Annotated in this window: 16 protein-coding genes; 8 read left to right on the top strand and 8 right to left on the bottom strand. The window is 67.8% G+C overall.

Features of this window, described 5'->3' with window-relative positions:
* Window positions 1-269: 269 nt before the first annotated feature.
* The 4 genes from HWX09_RS23760 (at window position 270) to HWX09_RS23745 (ending at window position 3,645) form a co-directional block, all read left to right on the top strand.
* Window positions 270-1,160, top strand: a complete 891-nt coding sequence (locus tag HWX09_RS23760; protein WP_027782352.1) for an IclR family transcriptional regulator — start codon at window positions 270-272, stop codon at window positions 1,158-1,160.
* A 190-nt stretch (window positions 1,161-1,350) separates the two neighbouring features.
* Window positions 1,351-2,097: an SDR family oxidoreductase gene (locus HWX09_RS23755; protein WP_027782353.1), complete on the top strand. Its 747-nt coding sequence runs from the start codon at window positions 1,351-1,353 to the stop codon at window positions 2,095-2,097.
* Between the two features lie 153 nt (window positions 2,098-2,250).
* Window positions 2,251-3,105, top strand: a complete 855-nt coding sequence (locus HWX09_RS23750; protein ID WP_027782354.1) for a DJ-1/PfpI family protein — start codon at window positions 2,251-2,253, stop codon at window positions 3,103-3,105.
* A 66-nt stretch (window positions 3,106-3,171) separates the two neighbouring features.
* A complete protein-coding gene (locus HWX09_RS23745; protein ID WP_027782355.1) occupies window positions 3,172-3,645 on the top strand; it encodes an SgcJ/EcaC family oxidoreductase in 474 nt (157 codons plus the stop codon).
* 101 nt (window positions 3,646-3,746) lie between these two features.
* On the opposite strand, the gene HWX09_RS23740 is transcribed toward HWX09_RS23745, so the two are convergent.
* The 3 genes from HWX09_RS23740 to HWX09_RS23730 all read right to left on the bottom strand — a co-directional run bounded on the left by HWX09_RS23740 (window position 3,747) and on the right by HWX09_RS23730 (window position 6,192).
* Window positions 3,747-4,694: a helix-turn-helix domain-containing protein gene (locus tag HWX09_RS23740; RefSeq protein ID WP_027782356.1), complete on the bottom strand. Its 948-nt coding sequence runs from the start codon at window positions 4,692-4,694 to the stop codon at window positions 3,747-3,749.
* 160 nt (window positions 4,695-4,854) lie between these two features.
* A complete protein-coding gene (locus HWX09_RS23735; protein WP_027782357.1) occupies window positions 4,855-5,376 on the bottom strand; it encodes a GNAT family N-acetyltransferase in 522 nt (173 codons plus the stop codon).
* A 72-nt stretch (window positions 5,377-5,448) separates the two neighbouring features.
* The gene (locus tag HWX09_RS23730) at window positions 5,449-6,192 is read right to left on the bottom strand and encodes an SDR family oxidoreductase (RefSeq protein ID WP_027782358.1); all 744 of its coding nucleotides are present in this window, start codon (window positions 6,190-6,192) and stop codon (window positions 5,449-5,451) included.
* A gap of 312 nt (window positions 6,193-6,504) precedes the next feature.
* Here HWX09_RS23730 and HWX09_RS23725 point away from each other — a divergent pair, with 312 nt between their 5' ends.
* On the top strand, window positions 6,505-6,888 hold the full coding sequence (locus HWX09_RS23725; protein WP_027782359.1) for a hypothetical protein: 384 nt from the start codon (window positions 6,505-6,507) through the stop codon (window positions 6,886-6,888).
* Between the two features lie 167 nt (window positions 6,889-7,055).
* Here the strand turns inward: HWX09_RS23725 and HWX09_RS23720 are convergent, their stop codons facing one another.
* Window positions 7,056-7,919, bottom strand: coding sequence for a helix-turn-helix transcriptional regulator (locus HWX09_RS23720; protein ID WP_027782360.1), 864 nt, complete (start codon window positions 7,917-7,919; stop codon window positions 7,056-7,058).
* A 95-nt stretch (window positions 7,920-8,014) separates the two neighbouring features.
* Between HWX09_RS23720 and HWX09_RS23715 the strand changes: the two genes are divergently transcribed.
* Window positions 8,015-8,908: an SDR family oxidoreductase gene (locus tag HWX09_RS23715; RefSeq protein WP_027782361.1), complete on the top strand. Its 894-nt coding sequence runs from the start codon at window positions 8,015-8,017 to the stop codon at window positions 8,906-8,908.
* Between the two features lie 33 nt (window positions 8,909-8,941).
* Here HWX09_RS23715 and HWX09_RS23710 read toward each other — a convergent pair whose 3' ends face one another.
* The 4 genes from HWX09_RS23710 to HWX09_RS23695 all read right to left on the bottom strand — a co-directional run bounded on the left by HWX09_RS23710 (window position 8,942) and on the right by HWX09_RS23695 (window position 13,176).
* Complete coding sequence (locus tag HWX09_RS23710) at window positions 8,942-9,931, bottom strand: zinc-dependent alcohol dehydrogenase family protein (protein WP_027782362.1); 990 nt, start codon at window positions 9,929-9,931, stop codon at window positions 8,942-8,944.
* Between the two features lie 123 nt (window positions 9,932-10,054).
* Window positions 10,055-10,957, bottom strand: a complete 903-nt coding sequence (locus HWX09_RS23705) for a LysR family transcriptional regulator (RefSeq protein ID WP_027782363.1) — start codon at window positions 10,955-10,957, stop codon at window positions 10,055-10,057.
* Window positions 10,958-11,036: 79 nt separating this feature from the next.
* Window positions 11,037-12,416: an FAD-containing oxidoreductase gene (locus HWX09_RS23700; RefSeq protein ID WP_027782364.1), complete on the bottom strand. Its 1,380-nt coding sequence runs from the start codon at window positions 12,414-12,416 to the stop codon at window positions 11,037-11,039.
* 181 nt (window positions 12,417-12,597) lie between these two features.
* Window positions 12,598-13,176 carry a hypothetical protein gene (locus tag HWX09_RS23695; RefSeq protein ID WP_027782365.1) on the bottom strand — a complete coding sequence of 193 codons (579 nt, stop codon included), beginning with the start codon at window positions 13,174-13,176 and terminating at the stop codon, window positions 12,598-12,600.
* A 357-nt stretch (window positions 13,177-13,533) separates the two neighbouring features.
* On the opposite strand from HWX09_RS23695, the gene HWX09_RS23690 reads away from it, so the two are divergent.
* Together HWX09_RS23690 and HWX09_RS23685 are read left to right on the top strand one after the other, a co-directional pair.
* On the top strand, window positions 13,534-14,172 hold the full coding sequence (locus HWX09_RS23690) for a LysE family transporter (protein WP_027782366.1): 639 nt from the start codon (window positions 13,534-13,536) through the stop codon (window positions 14,170-14,172).
* Window positions 14,173-14,456: 284 nt separating this feature from the next.
* A complete protein-coding gene (locus tag HWX09_RS23685; RefSeq protein ID WP_027782367.1) occupies window positions 14,457-15,233 on the top strand; it encodes a DUF3348 domain-containing protein in 777 nt (258 codons plus the stop codon).
* The last annotated feature ends 3 nt before the right edge of the window (window positions 15,234-15,236 follow it).

Raw genomic sequence — 15,236 nt, 5'->3', positions numbered from 1 at the left:
ATGGACGGTGCGCCGATGACGCGGACTCTAGCCAGCCATATTTCGGAGCGTCAATTTCGAATTCTGCTGAACGGGATGAATTTCGAAAAAATTCCGTTCAGCGGAACGAATCGATAAATCACCCGCAAATCGTTCCGGTGGATGAAGCGCGGCCGAACCGCGAAACGCGCGCGTCAATCCCGTGCACACCCGGATGCCCGCGGATTTTCGGCCGGACGACAATGGCGGCTATCGTATTCCGTTCAATGAAATCGTCGAGGAGAGCCGGCATGCAGGAACCCCATTCGCCCGGATTGTCGCCGGCCGCGCGCATGCCGCACCCGGACGAGGACGTCGTGTCCGATTCCGCCGGCGCGCCCGGCACCGGCATGCTGCAGCGTGCGTTCGCGATCCTGCGCGCGCTGGCCGGCATGCAGCAGGACGGCGTGCGCGTCACGCATCTCGCGAAGGCCGTCGGCCTCACGCAGGGCACCGCGCACCGGATTCTGCAATCGCTGATCGCCGAAGGGATGGTCGAACAGGACGAGCAGTCGAAGCTGTACCGGCTGAGCGTCGACTTCTTCGCGCTCGCCGCGCAGGCCGGCAACCCGAGCAGCATGCGCACGCTGTGCCGTCCCGCACTGCTGCGGCTGTGCGCGAGCCTCGGCGAAACCATCTTCCTGCTCGTGAAGAGCGGCTTCGACGCCGTGTGTCTCGACCTGTGCGAAGGGCCGTTTCCGATCCGGTCGTTTACCGGCGACATCGGCGGACGCATCGCGCTCGGCGTCGGTCAGGGCAGCCTCGCGATCCTCGCGTTCCTGCCCGAAGCCGAACGCGAGGAGGTGATCCGCTTCAACGTGCCGCGCATCCGCGGCTACGGCGTGCTCGACGAGGTGTATCTGCGCACCGAGATCGAACGCGTGCGGCAACTCGGCTACGCCGGCCGCAACAGCGGCGTGCTCGACGGGATGGCCGGCGTCGCGGTGCCGATCCTCGATCGCACCGGTTATCCGGTCGGCGCGCTGAGCGTCGGCACGCTCGTGTCCCGCCTCGGCGACGACCGGATGCCGATGGTCGTCGAACTGCTGCGGCGCCAGGCCGACGCGATCGGCCCGCGCACCAATCCGTTCGACGCCGCGTTGCGGCGGCCGATGCTCGGGCTATCGGCAAAAACCGTATAGCAGTTCGGGCGTTACCGTTTCGTCGGCGCCCGTTCGCATCGGATGGCGTTTTTCAAGGGTTATAAGACCTTTGCGCCATCTGCCTCCCGCTCCATACTTCACGTGAACGATCAAGCCGGAACAAGCACGCGAACGCCATCACGTGTCGCGTATCCGGCCTGGTCAGTCACCACATGAAAAGGAACGGAAGATGAGACTCGAGAACAAATCGGCGTTGATCACGGGTGGCACCAGTGGTATCGGTCTTGCCACCGCGAAGCTGTTCATTGCAGAAGGGGCGCGCGTCGCGGTGACGGGGCGCGACGAGACCGTATTCGAGCGCGTGAAGGCGGAGCTCGGCGAGCATGCGGTCGTGCTCAAGGGCGACGTGCGTTCGCTCGACGACATGCGCGCGATCGCCGCGGGAGTCAACGAGACGTTTGGCGGTCTCGATGTCGTGTTCGCCAATGCCGGCTGGGCGTTCCCGTCCGCCGTCAACGACATCGACGAGACGCTCTATGACGCCATCATGGACGTCAACGTCAAGGGCGTGGTGTACACGCTTCAAGCAGCGCTGCCGTACTTGCGCGAAGGTTCATCGGTAATCCTCAATACATCGTTCGTCGCGCAGACCGGCAAGCACGGCATCTCGTTGACCGCGGCGGCGAAGGCCGCCGTGCGGTCGCTGGCCCGCAGCTGGTCGTACGAGTTTCTCGACCGGAAAATCCGCTTCAACGCGATCGCGCCTGGCGCGATCGATACGCCTCTGCTCTCCAAGTGGGGCATGCCCGACGAATGGGTGCGCGATCGCAAGGCCGAATTCGCCGAAGCGATTCCGGTGGGTCGCATGGGCAACGCCGACGACATCGCGTACGCGGCGCTCTATCTCGCCAGCGACGAATCGTCCTTCGTCGTCGGCACCGAGCTGGTGGTCGATGGCGGTGCGTCGCAGCTTTAAAGCCTGCGCTTCACGCTTTCCGAGCCCGGCACGTCATCGCGACTCATTCCCATCCCGATTTCACGTCCGCCACGCCGTTCGCCGTGGCGGTTATTTCATCCGGCCCGGCGGGGTTGCGCTCGCCCATGGGCCAAAGTGCAAGGAGCAATCATCATGACCGACAGTAGCGATAACCCTGTCCCGGCCGGGCACCTCACGCGGGCAGGCCGTTCGCGCCGCGATGTCCTGAAGTTCGGCAGCGCCGCCACCCTCGGCGCCGTGCTGGGCGGTGGCGCGTTGCTCGGGCGCGCCACGCCAGCGCGTGCGGAGACCGGCGGCGCGGGGCTGCTCGCGCCGAACGAGCCGCTCGACATTCTGATCGTCAATTACGACGGCGGCACGCTGCTCGACTTCGCGGGCCCCAGCGAGATCTTCCACCGGCTGCCGAATACGAACGTTCGCTACGCGAGCCTCGATGGCGGCAACGTGACGCTCGAATTCGGCGTCGTGTACGGCAAGACCGAACGGCTGGCCGACATCGACAAGACCGACCTGATCCTCGTGCCCGGCGGGTCCGATTTGTCGGCGCCGATGCGGCCGGCGTATCAGGCGCAGATCCGGCGCCTCGCGGAAAGCGCCAAACACGTGACGTCGGTGTGCAACGGCTCGCTCGTGCTCGCCGCGACGGGCGTGCTCAACGGCAAGCGCAGCGCGTGTCACTGGGCCTTCGTCAACAAGCTGTCCGAGTACGGCGCGATTCCCGTTCCCGATCGCTTCGTCGAAGACGACAACGGCCGCTTCATGAGCGGCGGCGGTGTGACGGCCGGCATCGACTTCGCGCTGCGCGTGGCGGCGAAACTGCGCGGCCAGCAGGCGGCCGAGTTCACGCAACTCGTGATCGAATACGATCCCGCTCCGCCGTTCCACTCCGGTCATCCGAGAGATGCGCGGCCCGAACTCGTCGCGATGGTCGACAAGAAGCTGCCCGGCGCGTCAAAGGGGCTCGCTCGCGTTCCCGGCGTTCGCTGACACGCTTGCCGGCCACGCATGCAGGTCGCCACCTCTTCAATTCAAACCCGATTCGGAACTCACTCGATGCGACAGATTCATCTTCGTACTGCTGCGCTCGCAGCATGCTTGTCCTTTTTTGCATTCACGGCGCCGGCTATCGCCGGCGGTTCGCAACGTTTGCCCGAAGCGGCCATCAAGGCCGAGAACGCGCGATGGGCGGATGCCTTTGCGCGAGGGGACTACGACGCGATAGGCCGTCTCTATACCGACGACGGCGCGCTCTTGCCGCCCGGGGGTGACAAAGTCACCGGGCGCCGCGCGATCACCGAGTACTTCACCGACGGGTATGCCGGATCGAAACCCGGCACCGTATCGTTCAGCAACGACGAGTTCTACGGTAACGACCGGGTCGCGACGGAGGTATCGGATGTGGAGGTTCGCGACGGTGACGGAAAGCTCAAGATCCGCGCCAAGCAGACGCTCGTCTTCCTGAAGCAGGGCGGCACGTGGAAGCTGCATCGCGACATGTGGAACGCTTATCCGCCCGTCAAGGATTGACGATTATCGACGCGCGGCGAATTGGCGCGTTGCGTACCCACGCGCCGATCATCCGTTAGCGCGACGTCGACCATGCGGCGTGCCGATCGGCAGGCGGTCGATCAGCGCGCTGCGTTCGACCTGCTCTCGCGTCGAATCGCTTGCGGCGGGTGCCCATGCAGCTTGATGAACGCCCGGCGCATCCGTTCCGGATCGGTGAACCCTACCGCCAGCGCAATCTGTTCGATCGGTTCGCTGCCACCCTGAAGGCGCAGCCTCGCTGCTTCGACGCGTAAACGCTCGACGGCGCGGGCCGGTGTTTCACCGGTTTCCCGGCGAAACGCGCGCCCGAACTGTCGCAAACTCAAGCGGGCGGCATCGGCGAGCCGCTCGACCGGCAGCGCTTCGGCCAGATGTTCCCGGGCGAAATTCAGCGCGATGCGGATGCGATCCGATTCCGGCTCCATTTGCGACATCGCGGAGAATTGCGACTGCCCGCCGGGGCGCCGATACGGAACGACCAGAAGCCGGGAGACCTCGCGCGCGATCTCCGTACTCATATCCCGTTCGATCATGCCGAGCGCCAGGTCGATGCCGGAGGCGATGCCCGCGGACGTCCAGACATGGCCATCGACGACATAGATACTGTCGCCGTCCACCCGTGTGCGAGGGAAGCGCGACTGCAATTGCGCGGCGTAGCGCCAGTGTGTCGCCGCTCTCAAACCGTCCAGCGAACCGGTTTCCGCAAGCAGAAATGCGCCCGTACACACGCTGGCCACCCGCGACGCCTTGGCGGCCAGCTTGCTGGCCGCGGCGATATTTTCCGATGTCTGCATCGGCGCGATGTCGCCGCCGACGAACACGACGGTGTCGAACGCGCGCCTGCCGATCGGTTTCGTGTCGATCGAAAGGCCGGTATTGCCGGGAATCGGGCCGCCGGCGGGCGAGACGACGTGAAGATCGTATGGCGTATGGCCGGCGGCCGTGGCCACCTGATTGAAGGCCGACAGCGGCCCGCCAAGATCGAGCGCGTCGTAGCCGTGGCAGACGAAGAATCCAATTCGATGCATGACGAAGCAATGAGTCGATAACGACGGAATGGCGAATTTTACCGGGAACCCTCGGATCGTGCCAATTGGCTCGAAACGAGGGAAAAACGACGTTTACGCCGTCATCGATCGACTGTACCGGTTTGCGCCGCGCTTACGCGATGCCGACAGGAAGCGACGGTCAGCGACGGTAGATGAACTCGAGATCGGTCGATTCGCCGACCTTGAAATCGTACGTGCCGACACGCTTGAAGCCCGCCTTTTCGTAGAACGCGATGGCCTTCGCATTGCCCGACCACACGCCCAGCCATACCGGGCCGGGGCGCGTCGCGGCGAGATACTGGAGCGCGGCGTCGAACAACGCGCGTCCGGCGCCGGTTCCCTGCGTGCCGCGTCGAAGGTAGAGTTGATGGATCTCGCCCGCGCCGTCCGTCACTTCCGGGTGGGGAAGCTTGCACGGCCCCGCATGCGCGTATCCGACCAGCGTGCCGTCGTCGCCTTCCGCGACCCACGTCCGGCACTGCGGGTCGCCTAGCTGCTCGGTGATCGCTGCGACCGAGTACGTCCGGGCTTCGTACTCGGCCAGATCGTCCGGCGGGTAATCGATACCAAACCCGTCGTGCAGAAAGGTTTCGCGAAACGTATCGCGCTTCAATTCGGCAAGCGGGACGGCATCGGCCAGTGTCGCAACGCGGATCAACATTGAGCATCTCTCGGTTCGGTGTCGGGCCGACAGTTTATCCCGGGGGACATCGAGCAGACGCATTCCCACGCGCTAGCCCGTGACCGTCGCGGTCGGACGCACGACGATCTCGCTCACGTCGACATCGGCAGGCTGCGCGATCGCATACGCAATGGCCGCCGCGATCGCGTCGGGTTCGAGCGCGATGCTGCGGTACCGCGTCATCGCTTCGGCGGCGACCGGGTCGGTAATCGTGTCGGCCAGCTCGGACGTGACGACACCCGGGCAGATGCTCGTGATGCGCAGCTTGTCGTTCTCCTGCCGCAAGCCGTCGGAGATCGCACGTACCGCGTACTTCGTCGCGCAATAGACGGCGGCCGTCGGCGATACCCGCAATCCGCCGATCGACGATACGTTGACGATCTGGCCGAAACCCTGCCGGTTCATCACCGGCAGGGCGGCCGCGATGCCGTACAGCACGCCCTTGATGTTGACGTCGACCATGCGGTCCCACTCGTCGACCTTCAGCGATGCCATCGGAGACAGCGGCATGACGCCCGCGTTGTTGACGATGACGTCGATCTGCCCGTACTCGGCGAGCGCGGCGTCGACGAAGGCGACGCTGTCGTCGCGCTGCGTGACGTCGAGCGCACGCCAGGCCGCGGTGCCGCCATCGGCGCGAATGTCGTCGGCGAGCGCGGCAAGGCGTTCGGTGCGGCGCGCGCCGAGCATCAGCCGCGCGCCGCGCGCGCCCAGATAGCGGGCGGTGGCTTCGCCGATACCGCTGCTCGCGCCGCTGATCAGGATCACTTTCCGTTCAATGTTGTGGCTCGTCATATCCGTTCCTCGGTTCGGGATGAAGAACCGACAGCATCGCGCGGAAGCAGGCGCGACCGTTATCTCGCGAGTCCGCATTTCTTGCACGATTCTCCGGGAATACGCGGAGCACGATCCGGTGCGTGGCCGCGTATGCAATTTTCCGACCCGGTTAAAAAACGCCGATTTTGCAGTGCAGCGAAAGGCGGCGACATTCGCCCGGTCGGAGCTCCGTCACGAACCGAAATCGCCGATACGGCAATCATGCGGATGCCGATGGTTGACGGCCGGCGGACATGCTAGGATTTCCGTCAAACAACTCCGGAGACTGCGATGCCGTTCATCTGCGAAAACGTTGAATGTCGTGCCGTGCTGGCTCGCGGGCAGGTCAGGCCCCATCAGGAGGGCGCGGGCTGGTGCTTCTACTGCCCCGACTGCAACGCCAGAAACGAGTTGATGAATATCGGCACGGCCAGCGGCCCTGTCGAGCTGGTTCAGCCGGAGCGGGCCAGCCCGCCGCACAAGGTCGTCGCGACGGCCCGGCCGCTGGACGATGGCCGATACGCGGCGCAGTTGAGTGTCCAGCGGGCGCTCGCCGTGAAAGGCACCTACGCGGCCGAAGAGCACTGGGATCAGCTCGGCGTATTCGGCGACGCGCAGGAAGCCGTCGCGCATGCGAAGTCTTTCGCGACGGACGTGCTGCAGCGCGCGGCATAGTCGGCACTTTTCCGTGAATGAACGAAGGGCGTCGCGCGTTCGCGCGCGGCGCCCCTTTGCGTTTTCCGCCCGCGTTCGTCAGTGATGGATATCGAACGACAAGTACTGCTGCGCGATCCGCCGATACGTGCCGTTCTGAATTAGGCTCGCAAAAAATTCGTGCGTGGTCACGTGGTCGGCACCGGTGCCGGTGTCCGGCCGGCCTCTTCGCGGGCCGCGACGAGCGCGCGGATCAGCGCGCGGTCGGCCGGCGTCGCCGGCGTGAAGACCACGAGGCTCAGGTCCGGGCGGCCGGTGACCGAGAACGCCGAATAGTCGAACGCGATCCGGCCGGCCTGCGGATGGCGGATCTCCTTCGTGCCTTCGTGATGCGAATGGATATCGTGGTCCCGCCACATCGCGTCGAATTCGGCGCTCGTCGCGCGCATCTCGTCGACGAACGCCTGCACGGCCTGCGTCGCGCCGCTGCGCGCGACGTCCGCACGAAACGCGCCGACCGCGAACCGCGCGATGCGCTCCCAGTTCGGCTGCGCGGCGCGCACGCGCGAGTCGACGAAGATCAGCCGCAGGACGTTGCGCGCGGCCGGCGGCAGCGTCGCGTAGTCGGTCAGCGTCGCGGCCGCCGCGTCGTTCCACGCGACGACGTCCCACGTCGCCGTGCGGATGATCGCCGGGCTTGCGTCGAGCGAATCGAGCACGTGCTGCAGGCGCGGCGTCACGCCGGCCGGCGCGTGATAGCGCACCTCGGGCGGATGGCCGACGCCGATCAGGAACAGGTGCTCGCGTTCGGCCTCGTTGAGCATCAGCGCGCGGGCGAGCCGGTTGAGCACGTCGGCCGACGGCGCGCCGCCGCGCCCCTGTTCGAGCCACGTGTACCAGGCGGCGCTCACGTGCGCGCGCTGCGCGACTTCCTCGCGCCGCAGGCCCGGCGTGCGGCGGCGCGTGGCCGGCAGCCCGAGCGCGGCCGGGTCGAGTTTCTCGCGGCGGTCCCGCAGGTACGCGCCGAGCAGGTTGTCGGGGGCGTCAGCCATATCCTGTTAGTTCGTTTACCGGTAAACCGTCACGACTTCACCGCGAGCGGCCATCGGCAGATAGTAAGCCTCCATTTCATCCGGAGGTGCTGAACATGCGTGTCTTTGTTACGGGAGCATCGGGATTCGTCGGCTCGGCCGTCGTCGCCGAACTCGTGGGCGCCGGGCACTCGGTGCTCGGGCTGGCGCGGTCCGATGCGGCCGCGGCGTCGGTTGCCGCCGCCGGCGCCGACGTCCATCGCGGGTCGCTGGAGGATCTCGACAGCCTGACGCGCGGCGCCGAGGCCGCCGATGCGGTGATCCACACGGGATTCAATCACGACTTCTCGCGCTTCGCGCAGAACTGCGAACTCGATCGTCGCGCGATCGAGACGATCGGCGCGGTGCTCGCCGGCTCGGCGCGGCCGCTGGTCGTCACGTCGGGCCTCGCGCTCGTCGCGCCCGGCCGCGCGGCGACGGAGGACGATCCGCACGTGCCGGTGTCGGCGAGCTATCCGCGTGCGTCCGAAGCGACCGCGGTCGCGCTGGAAGCGCGCGGCGTGCACGCGTCGGTCGTCCGCCTGCCGCCGTCCGTGCATGGCGACGGCGATCACGGCTTCGTGCCGCGCCTGATCGCGTTTGCGAGGGAGAAGGGGGCATCGGCGTTCGTCGGCGACGGCGCGAACCGCTGGCCGGCCGTGCACCGGCTCGACGCGGCGCGCGTGTACCGGCTCGCGATCGAACACGGCGCGGCCGGCGCGCGCTATCACGCGGTCGACGATACGGGCGTGCCGTTTCGCGAGATCGCCGACGTGATCGGCCGCCGGCTGAACGTGCCGGTGGTCGCGAAGTCGGCGGCCGAAGCCGGCGAGCACTTCGGCTGGTTCGCGATGTTTGCCGGGATGGATGCGCCGGCAACCAGCGAGCGCACGCGGGCATCGCTCGACTGGGCGCCGACCCAGCCTCGGCTGCTGGCCGATATCGATCGGCCGCGGTATTTCGAAAGCTGACGAGCGGCGCGAGCCGCTCGCCGCGGGGGCGGCTCAGACCGTGACGACGATCTTTCCGACTTGCGCGCCGGCTTCCATGTAGCGGTGCGCATCCACGATGTCGTCGAACGCGAACGTACGATCGATTCGCGGCTTCAGCGTGCCGGCCGCGAGCCCGTCGACGATGAAGCGCTTCGCGCGTTCGAGCCGTTGCGCGTTGCCGGTGATCTCGAACAGCTCGTAGCCGCGCAGCGTCAGGTGGCGCGCGAGCAGGTCCATCACCGGCACCGGGATGTCGCGCGTATCGAGCGCGCCGTACTGGAAGAACGTGCCGTTGGTGGCCAGCGCGCGCAGCAGGTTCGCCGCGTCGGGGCCGCCGACCGGGTCGAACACGATACGCGCGCCGGTGCCGCCCGTGATCTCGGCCACCTGCTGCGCCAGGTCGGCGGGGCTGCCGACGATCACGTGTTTCGCGCCCGCGTCGAGCAGCGCCTGACGCTTCGATTCGCGGCGCGTCAGCGCGATCGGCATCGCGCCGACATGGTTCGCCACCTGGATCGCGGCCTGCCCGACGCTGCTCGACGCGGCGCCGACCAGCACCGCATCGCCGCGCTCGAGGCCGCCGAGTTCGATCAGCGCGCCGTAGGCCGTGACGAACATCATCCACGTCGCGGCCGCCTCCTCGAACGACAGGCTGTCCGGATGCTTGACCACCGCATGCGCGGGCACGTTGACCACCTCGCCGTACATCCCGTAGTCGGCGAACGAGAATGCGGGCACGACGCTCACCGCGTCGCCTTCGGCGAACGCCGTCACGTTGCGGCCGACCGCCGCGACCACGCCCGACGCCTCGTAGCCGAGCGACGCCGGAAAGCGCGGCGTGAACGTGTATTCGCCGCTGCGGAACATGACTTCCGCGCGATTGAGGCCGAGCGCCTTCACGCGTAGCTGGATGTCGTCGGGGCCCGGCGCGGGCACGTCGACGGTGTCGATCTGCAGGACTTCGGGGCCGCCGATGCGGTGGAAACGAACGATGCGGGTCATGGAGCGCTCCTTCGATGAACGGGTGTCGATGAAGCAGCATCGTAGGCGGGCGCCCGCGCCGGATAAACGCGCGGCCCGATCATTGATTGTTATTTGACGAATAACAATCGACGCGGACCCGTGTTACGCCGGATAACGCCGCGCGAACAGCTCGGTCAGCCAGTCGATGAATGCGCGCACCTTGTCGGGCAGATGCGCGCGGTTCGGGTACAGCACCGACACCGGCTTCGGCACGGCCGGCACGCCGGGCAGCAGCTCGATCAACTGACCCGAGTCGATGCTCGGCTGCAGCGCGGGCCGCAACGCGTGCACGATGCCGAGGCCGGCGAGCCCGCACGACAGCAGCGCTTCCGAGTTGTCGGTGAGCAGGCTGCTCGCGAGCTTCACCGCGACGGTTTCGCCGTGCGCGCGGAACGTCCAGTCAAGCACGCGGCGATTGCGGCCGGTGAAGAAGTTGACCGCGCGATGCGTACGCAGATCGTCGAGGGTGCGCGGCAAACCGTGGCGTGCGATATAGGCCGGCGACGCACACGTGGCCATCGGCACCGCGCCGACGGTGCGCGCGACCATGCTCGAATCCTTCAGCGTCCCGACCCGCACCACGCAGTCGATGCCTTCGCCGATCAGGTCGGCCGGCTGATCGCTCGCGCCGAGCACGAGCTCGATCTGCGGATAACGCTGCTGGAAGTCGGGCAGTGCCGGAATCACGACCGTCTTCGCGAGCGCGAGCGCGATGTCGATCCGCAGCCGGCCCTTCGGCACCGCGCGTTGCTTGGGAAACGACGCGAACGCCTCGTCGATGCTGCCGAGCAGCTGCACGCAGCGCGCATGGAACGCCTCGCCCTCGGCCGTCACGCTGACGCGGCGCGTGCTGCGGTTCAGCAGCCGGACGCCGAGTTCCTGTTCGAGCTGCTGCACGGCTTTCGTGACGGCCGGCCGATGCAGTTGCAGCGCGTCGGCGGCCTGCGTGAAGTTGCCGCGTTCGACGATCTGTACGTAGATCTGCATCGTTTGCAGGCGGTCCATGGCGTTTCCGGATGGCGTGGCGAGCGGCCATCTTCGCATACCGCCGCGGCGCGGTGCGCGGTCGCCCGCCTGCCGTGCGTCATTCGACCGGATGCAGATCCTGCAGCAGCGTCGGCACGAGCTCCGACACGGTCGGGTGGATGTGCATCGCGCGGCTGATCGTCGTGTAAGGCGCGCCGGCGGTCATCACGTCGAGCATCCCGTGCACGACTTCGTCGCCGGTCACGCCGAGGATCGACGCGCCGAGGATCGCGTGGCTGTCCGCGTCGACGATCACCTTCATGAAGCCCTGGCTTTCGCCTTTCTCGACCGCCCGGCCGACGCGCGTCATCGGGCGCGTGCCGACCAGCAGCCGGCGGCCCGTCTGCTTCGCTTGCGCGAGCGTCATGCCGACGCGGCCGAGCGGCGGATCGATGTACATCGCGTAGGCCGTGACACGGTCGGACACCTTGCGCGGATCGTCGTCGAGCAGGTTGGCCGCGACGATCTCGTAGTCGTTGTACGCGGTGTGCGTGAACGCGCCGCGCCCGTTGCAGTCGCCGAGCGCCCAGATGCCGGGCACGTTGGTGCGCAACTGGTCGTCGACGGTGATGTAGCCGCGCGTGTCGGTGTCGATGCCCGCGCGGTCGAGCCCCAGATCGTCGGTGTTCGGCACGCGCCCGACCGCGAGCAGCAGGTGCGAGCCCGCGACCTCGCGGCCGCCGCCCGCGCAGTCGAGGCCGACCACGATGCCGTCGCCGTCGCGGCGCGCGCTCAGGCAGTTCGCGTCGAGCTGCACGTCGATCCCTTCGTTTTCGAGGATCTCGCGCACGGCCTGCGACACGTCCTCGTCCTCGCGGCCGATCAGGCGCGAGCCCTTCTCGACGATCGTGACCTTCGAGCCGAAGCGGCGGTACATCTGGCCGAATTCGAGCCCGACGTAGCTGCCGCCGACGATCACGAGATGGTCGGGCAGGAAGTCGACGTCCATCATCGTCGAGTTGGTCAGGTACGGCACCGTGTCGAGGCCCGGCATCGAGGGCACCTGCGCGCGCCCGCCGACGTTGATGAAGATGCGTTCGGCTTCGAGCACTTCATCGCCCACGCGCACCGCGTTCGCGCGTTCGAATCGGGCATGACCCTGAAAGACGGTCGTGTTGTCGAGGCCGCGCACCCATTGCTCGACGCCGTGGTTCGAGCGGCCGGAGATCTGGTCCTTGCGGGCCTTCACCGCCTTCATGTCGACGGTGACGGGGCCGCCGATCGACACGCCGTATTCGCTGGCGCGCCGGGCGAGCTGCGCGGCGTACGCGCTCGCGATCAGCGTCTTGGTCGGGATGCAGCCGGTGTTCACGCAGGTGCCGCCGAAGCGGCCGCGCTCGACGATCGCGACTTTCATGCCGGCGCCGGCGAGCCGCGCGGCGAGCGGCGGTCCGGCCTGGCCGGTGCCGATGACGATCGCATCGAAGTGTTGCGTCATGACGTCCTCCTGTGCGGGTGCAACGAGGAAAGGGGCAGGCGCAAGCCGCATGCCGTGCCGGCGGTCGCCCGCGGGCGACGAGCGCCTATGGTAGACCCGTTGGCCGGCTGTCGCGAGCGGCGGGCGGGCGACGCGCCGCATTGAAAAACGGCACCGCCGCGGGCGCCGCTGCGCGCAGCGTCTAGTCCTTGGGCGTCCACTGCCCGAACGACACCGGCCGATGCGGGTCGGCGCGCGTGACGGTGACGTGGTCGGGCTTGCCCTCGAGCGGAAACGATTCGGTGACGATCTGGTTCGAAAAGAGCCAGCCGTGCGTGCGCGGGTCGTAGCGGAACGTGATGTAGTCGGTCCAGTGCTGCCCGCACGCGACGAAATTCTGCACGGTGAAATAGCGGCCCTTCACCGAAAAGCCGTTGTCGGCGGCATCGTCGGGGTCGAACGGATCGCACTGGCCGCCGTCGTTCGCGCGCAGCACGACCTGATCGTTGCGTGCGGCGAGCCGATACGTGCGATCGGCCTGCTCCTCGTAGATCAGCAGCGGGCGCGGCGACGGCTGTTCGCGCGTATCGACCGCGCGATGCACGACGACGAGAAAGCTGTGTCGCCCGTTGTCGAGATCGGGGCCGGCGTGCGCGAGCAGCGGCTGGTAGCCGGGTGGCAATTGCGCGGCGATCGACTTCGGCAGGCCGTCGGCGCGGGCGCCGAGCGGGAGTGCGGCGAGCAGCGGGAGCAGCAGGGCGGAAAGGCGAAGAGCGCGCATGGCGGGAGGTTCGGTCGAAGGAAGAAAAAGGGGACGAGCCGCGCGGGGTGACCGATCGCGCCCGGGAAACTCGGTGCCGGGCGTCGAATTTCCGGGCGCGTCGCCGTCGAATTCGATGCCGACGGTCGGGCGCGCGTCGTCCTCGCGCGAGATTGCTTCGACGGCAACTGCAGCGGCGGGATGGCGGGCGACGCGAGTCTCGATCATGGGGCGGCGCGCAGTGACGGGAAAGAGGGCCAGCATAGCAGCGCACGACCGCTTTCGGCTACGCGCGAAGCGTGCCAGAATCAGCGGCTCGACCGTCGGAAACGACACGCAGGCGCCGGCGCAGCGGCGTCGCTGACCAAGGAGACTTCGATGACCGCATCGGCTGCCGTACTCGCCATCCTGGCTGCGCTGTTTCTCGGCGCGATGATTCCCGGCCCGAGCTTCGTACTGGTGGCCCGCAATTCGATCGGGCTGTCGCGTCGCGACGGGCTCGCCACCGCGCTCGGCATGGGCATCGGCGGCATCGTGTTCGGCGGCGTCGCGCTGGCCGGGCTCTACACGCTGCTGCAGGCCGTCGAATGGCTGTACGTGGGCCTCAAGATCGCGGGCGGCGCTTACCTGATCTACATGGCGTCGAAGATCTGGCGCGGCGCCGACCGGCCGATCGCGATGGACGATCCGCAGGCAATGGCCGGCGGCAGCGCGCGCAAGTCGTTCCTGACCGGCCTCACGACCCAGCTCAGCAACCCGAAGACGGCGATCTGGTACGGCAGCATCTTCGCGGCGCTGCTTCCGCAGCATCCGCCGCTGTGGTGCTACCTCGTGCTGCCGCCGCTCGTGTTCGCGGTCGAATTCGGCTGGTACACGCTCGTCGCGCTGTGCTTCTCGACGCGCCGGCCGCGTGAACTCTACCTGCGCGCGAAGAAATGGGTCGACCGCATCGCGGCCGGCGCGATCACGCTGCTCGGACTGCGGCTGATCCTGAATGCGCCGAAAGCGGGGATCTGAGCGCTTTCATTTCCGATCCGTATCGGCGCCGGCTGCCGGCACGAACCGGCCGGGACGCTCGCCCGAGCGCGCGTCGGCGTCTCGCGAACGCATGGCTTCCCGATGGCGCGGCCGCATGCGGGCCGCCTCCGGGCATGTTTCCCACCCTCGTCGTCGCCCGTCGAGCCTTGCGCGACGGGCGTTCGCGTCGGTCGCACGGCGCGCCGGGCGCCGCCGCTTCCCCGATTCTGGCGGCCGACGGCCCGACGACGTGTAAACTGCTGCCTTTTTTGACGGTTTGCAGCATGGTGCACGCATCTCCGCGCCCGGCGTTGAGCGGTCCGACGCTCGTCCGGCTGCTCGCGCGCCTGGCCGATGCCGACGTCGCGGAATCCCGGCAAACGTTGTCCGACCGGCTGAGCCAGTGGCTCGGCTGGACCGACGCGATCACGCTGTCGTCCGCGCTGAATGCGAGCCCGCCGGGCGTCGCGGCCGGCGTGCGCGGCTACGACGCGGAGCGCGACTGCGCCCGCGTGCGCCACGACCTCGCGCAGGCGATCACGGCCACCCGGCCGCGGGCGCGGCGCCGGCCGGGCGACCTGCCGCCGCCGGCCGCCGACACGGCCGATTTCGCGGACTTTCGCCAGCGTTATCTGACCCTGCAGCAGGACATGGAAACGGCGATCGGCCAGTTGCGCGGCCGCCTGCGGGTCGCGCTCGCCGCGCGCTCGTCCGGGATGGCGCGGCTCGCGACGCTCGACACGATCATGGAGCGCGTGCTCGGCGCGCGCGAGCGCAGCCTGCTGTCGGCCGTGCCCGCGCTGCTCGGCACGCGCTTCGCGCGGCTGCGCGAAGCGGAGCGGCAGGCGCTGGCCGAGGCCGAATCCTCGGCCGCGACGGCCGCTGCTGCCGATGTGCCTGCCGCCGAAGGCACGGTGGCCGACACCCCGACCGTCGCGGCGCTCGTGCCCGGCGCATGGCTCGATACGTTTCGCGACGAGATGCAAAGCATCCTGCTTGCCGAACTCGAAGTCCGGTTTCAAACGGTAGACGGGCTGCTCGCGGCCCTTCGCACCTGCTAATCA

This window comes from Burkholderia sp. BCC1208, from assembly GCF_902833095.1.
Lineage (GTDB): Bacteria > Pseudomonadota > Gammaproteobacteria > Burkholderiales > Burkholderiaceae > Burkholderia.
Note: the sequence above shows the minus strand (reverse complement) of the source record. Positions and strands in the feature narration are given on the sequence as shown.

Bases quoted from the DNA above. Each gene is read 5' to 3' on its own strand.
- HWX09_RS23700 (WP_027782364.1), bottom strand. From the start codon at position 12,416: ATGACGCAACACTTCGATGCGATCGTCATCGGCACCGGCCAGGCCGGA.
- HWX09_RS23745 (WP_027782355.1), top strand. From the start codon at position 3,172: ATGCGACAGATTCATCTTCGTACTGCTGCGCTCGCAGCATGCTTGTCC.
- HWX09_RS23725 (WP_027782359.1), top strand. From the start codon at position 6,505: ATGCCGTTCATCTGCGAAAACGTTGAATGTCGTGCCGTGCTGGCTCGC.
- HWX09_RS23720 (WP_027782360.1), bottom strand. From the start codon at position 7,919: ATGGCTGACGCCCCCGACAACCTGCTCGGCGCGTACCTGCGGGACCGC.
- HWX09_RS23755 (WP_027782353.1), top strand. From the start codon at position 1,351: ATGAGACTCGAGAACAAATCGGCGTTGATCACGGGTGGCACCAGTGGT.
- HWX09_RS23735 (WP_027782357.1), bottom strand. From the start codon at position 5,376: ATGTTGATCCGCGTTGCGACACTGGCCGATGCCGTCCCGCTTGCCGAA.
- HWX09_RS23685 (WP_027782367.1), top strand. From the start codon at position 14,457: ATGGTGCACGCATCTCCGCGCCCGGCGTTGAGCGGTCCGACGCTCGTC.
- HWX09_RS23710 (WP_027782362.1), bottom strand. From the start codon at position 9,931: ATGACCCGCATCGTTCGTTTCCACCGCATCGGCGGCCCCGAAGTCCTG.
- HWX09_RS23690 (WP_027782366.1), top strand. From the start codon at position 13,534: ATGACCGCATCGGCTGCCGTACTCGCCATCCTGGCTGCGCTGTTTCTC.
- HWX09_RS23740 (WP_027782356.1), bottom strand. From the start codon at position 4,694: ATGCATCGAATTGGATTCTTCGTCTGCCACGGCTACGACGCGCTCGAT.
- HWX09_RS23695 (WP_027782365.1), bottom strand. From the start codon at position 13,176: ATGCGCGCTCTTCGCCTTTCCGCCCTGCTGCTCCCGCTGCTCGCCGCA.
- HWX09_RS23750 (WP_027782354.1), top strand. From the start codon at position 2,251: ATGACCGACAGTAGCGATAACCCTGTCCCGGCCGGGCACCTCACGCGG.
- HWX09_RS23705 (WP_027782363.1), bottom strand. From the start codon at position 10,957: ATGGACCGCCTGCAAACGATGCAGATCTACGTACAGATCGTCGAACGC.
- HWX09_RS23730 (WP_027782358.1), bottom strand. From the start codon at position 6,192: ATGACGAGCCACAACATTGAACGGAAAGTGATCCTGATCAGCGGCGCG.
- HWX09_RS23760 (WP_027782352.1), top strand. From the start codon at position 270: ATGCAGGAACCCCATTCGCCCGGATTGTCGCCGGCCGCGCGCATGCCG.
- HWX09_RS23715 (WP_027782361.1), top strand. From the start codon at position 8,015: ATGCGTGTCTTTGTTACGGGAGCATCGGGATTCGTCGGCTCGGCCGTC.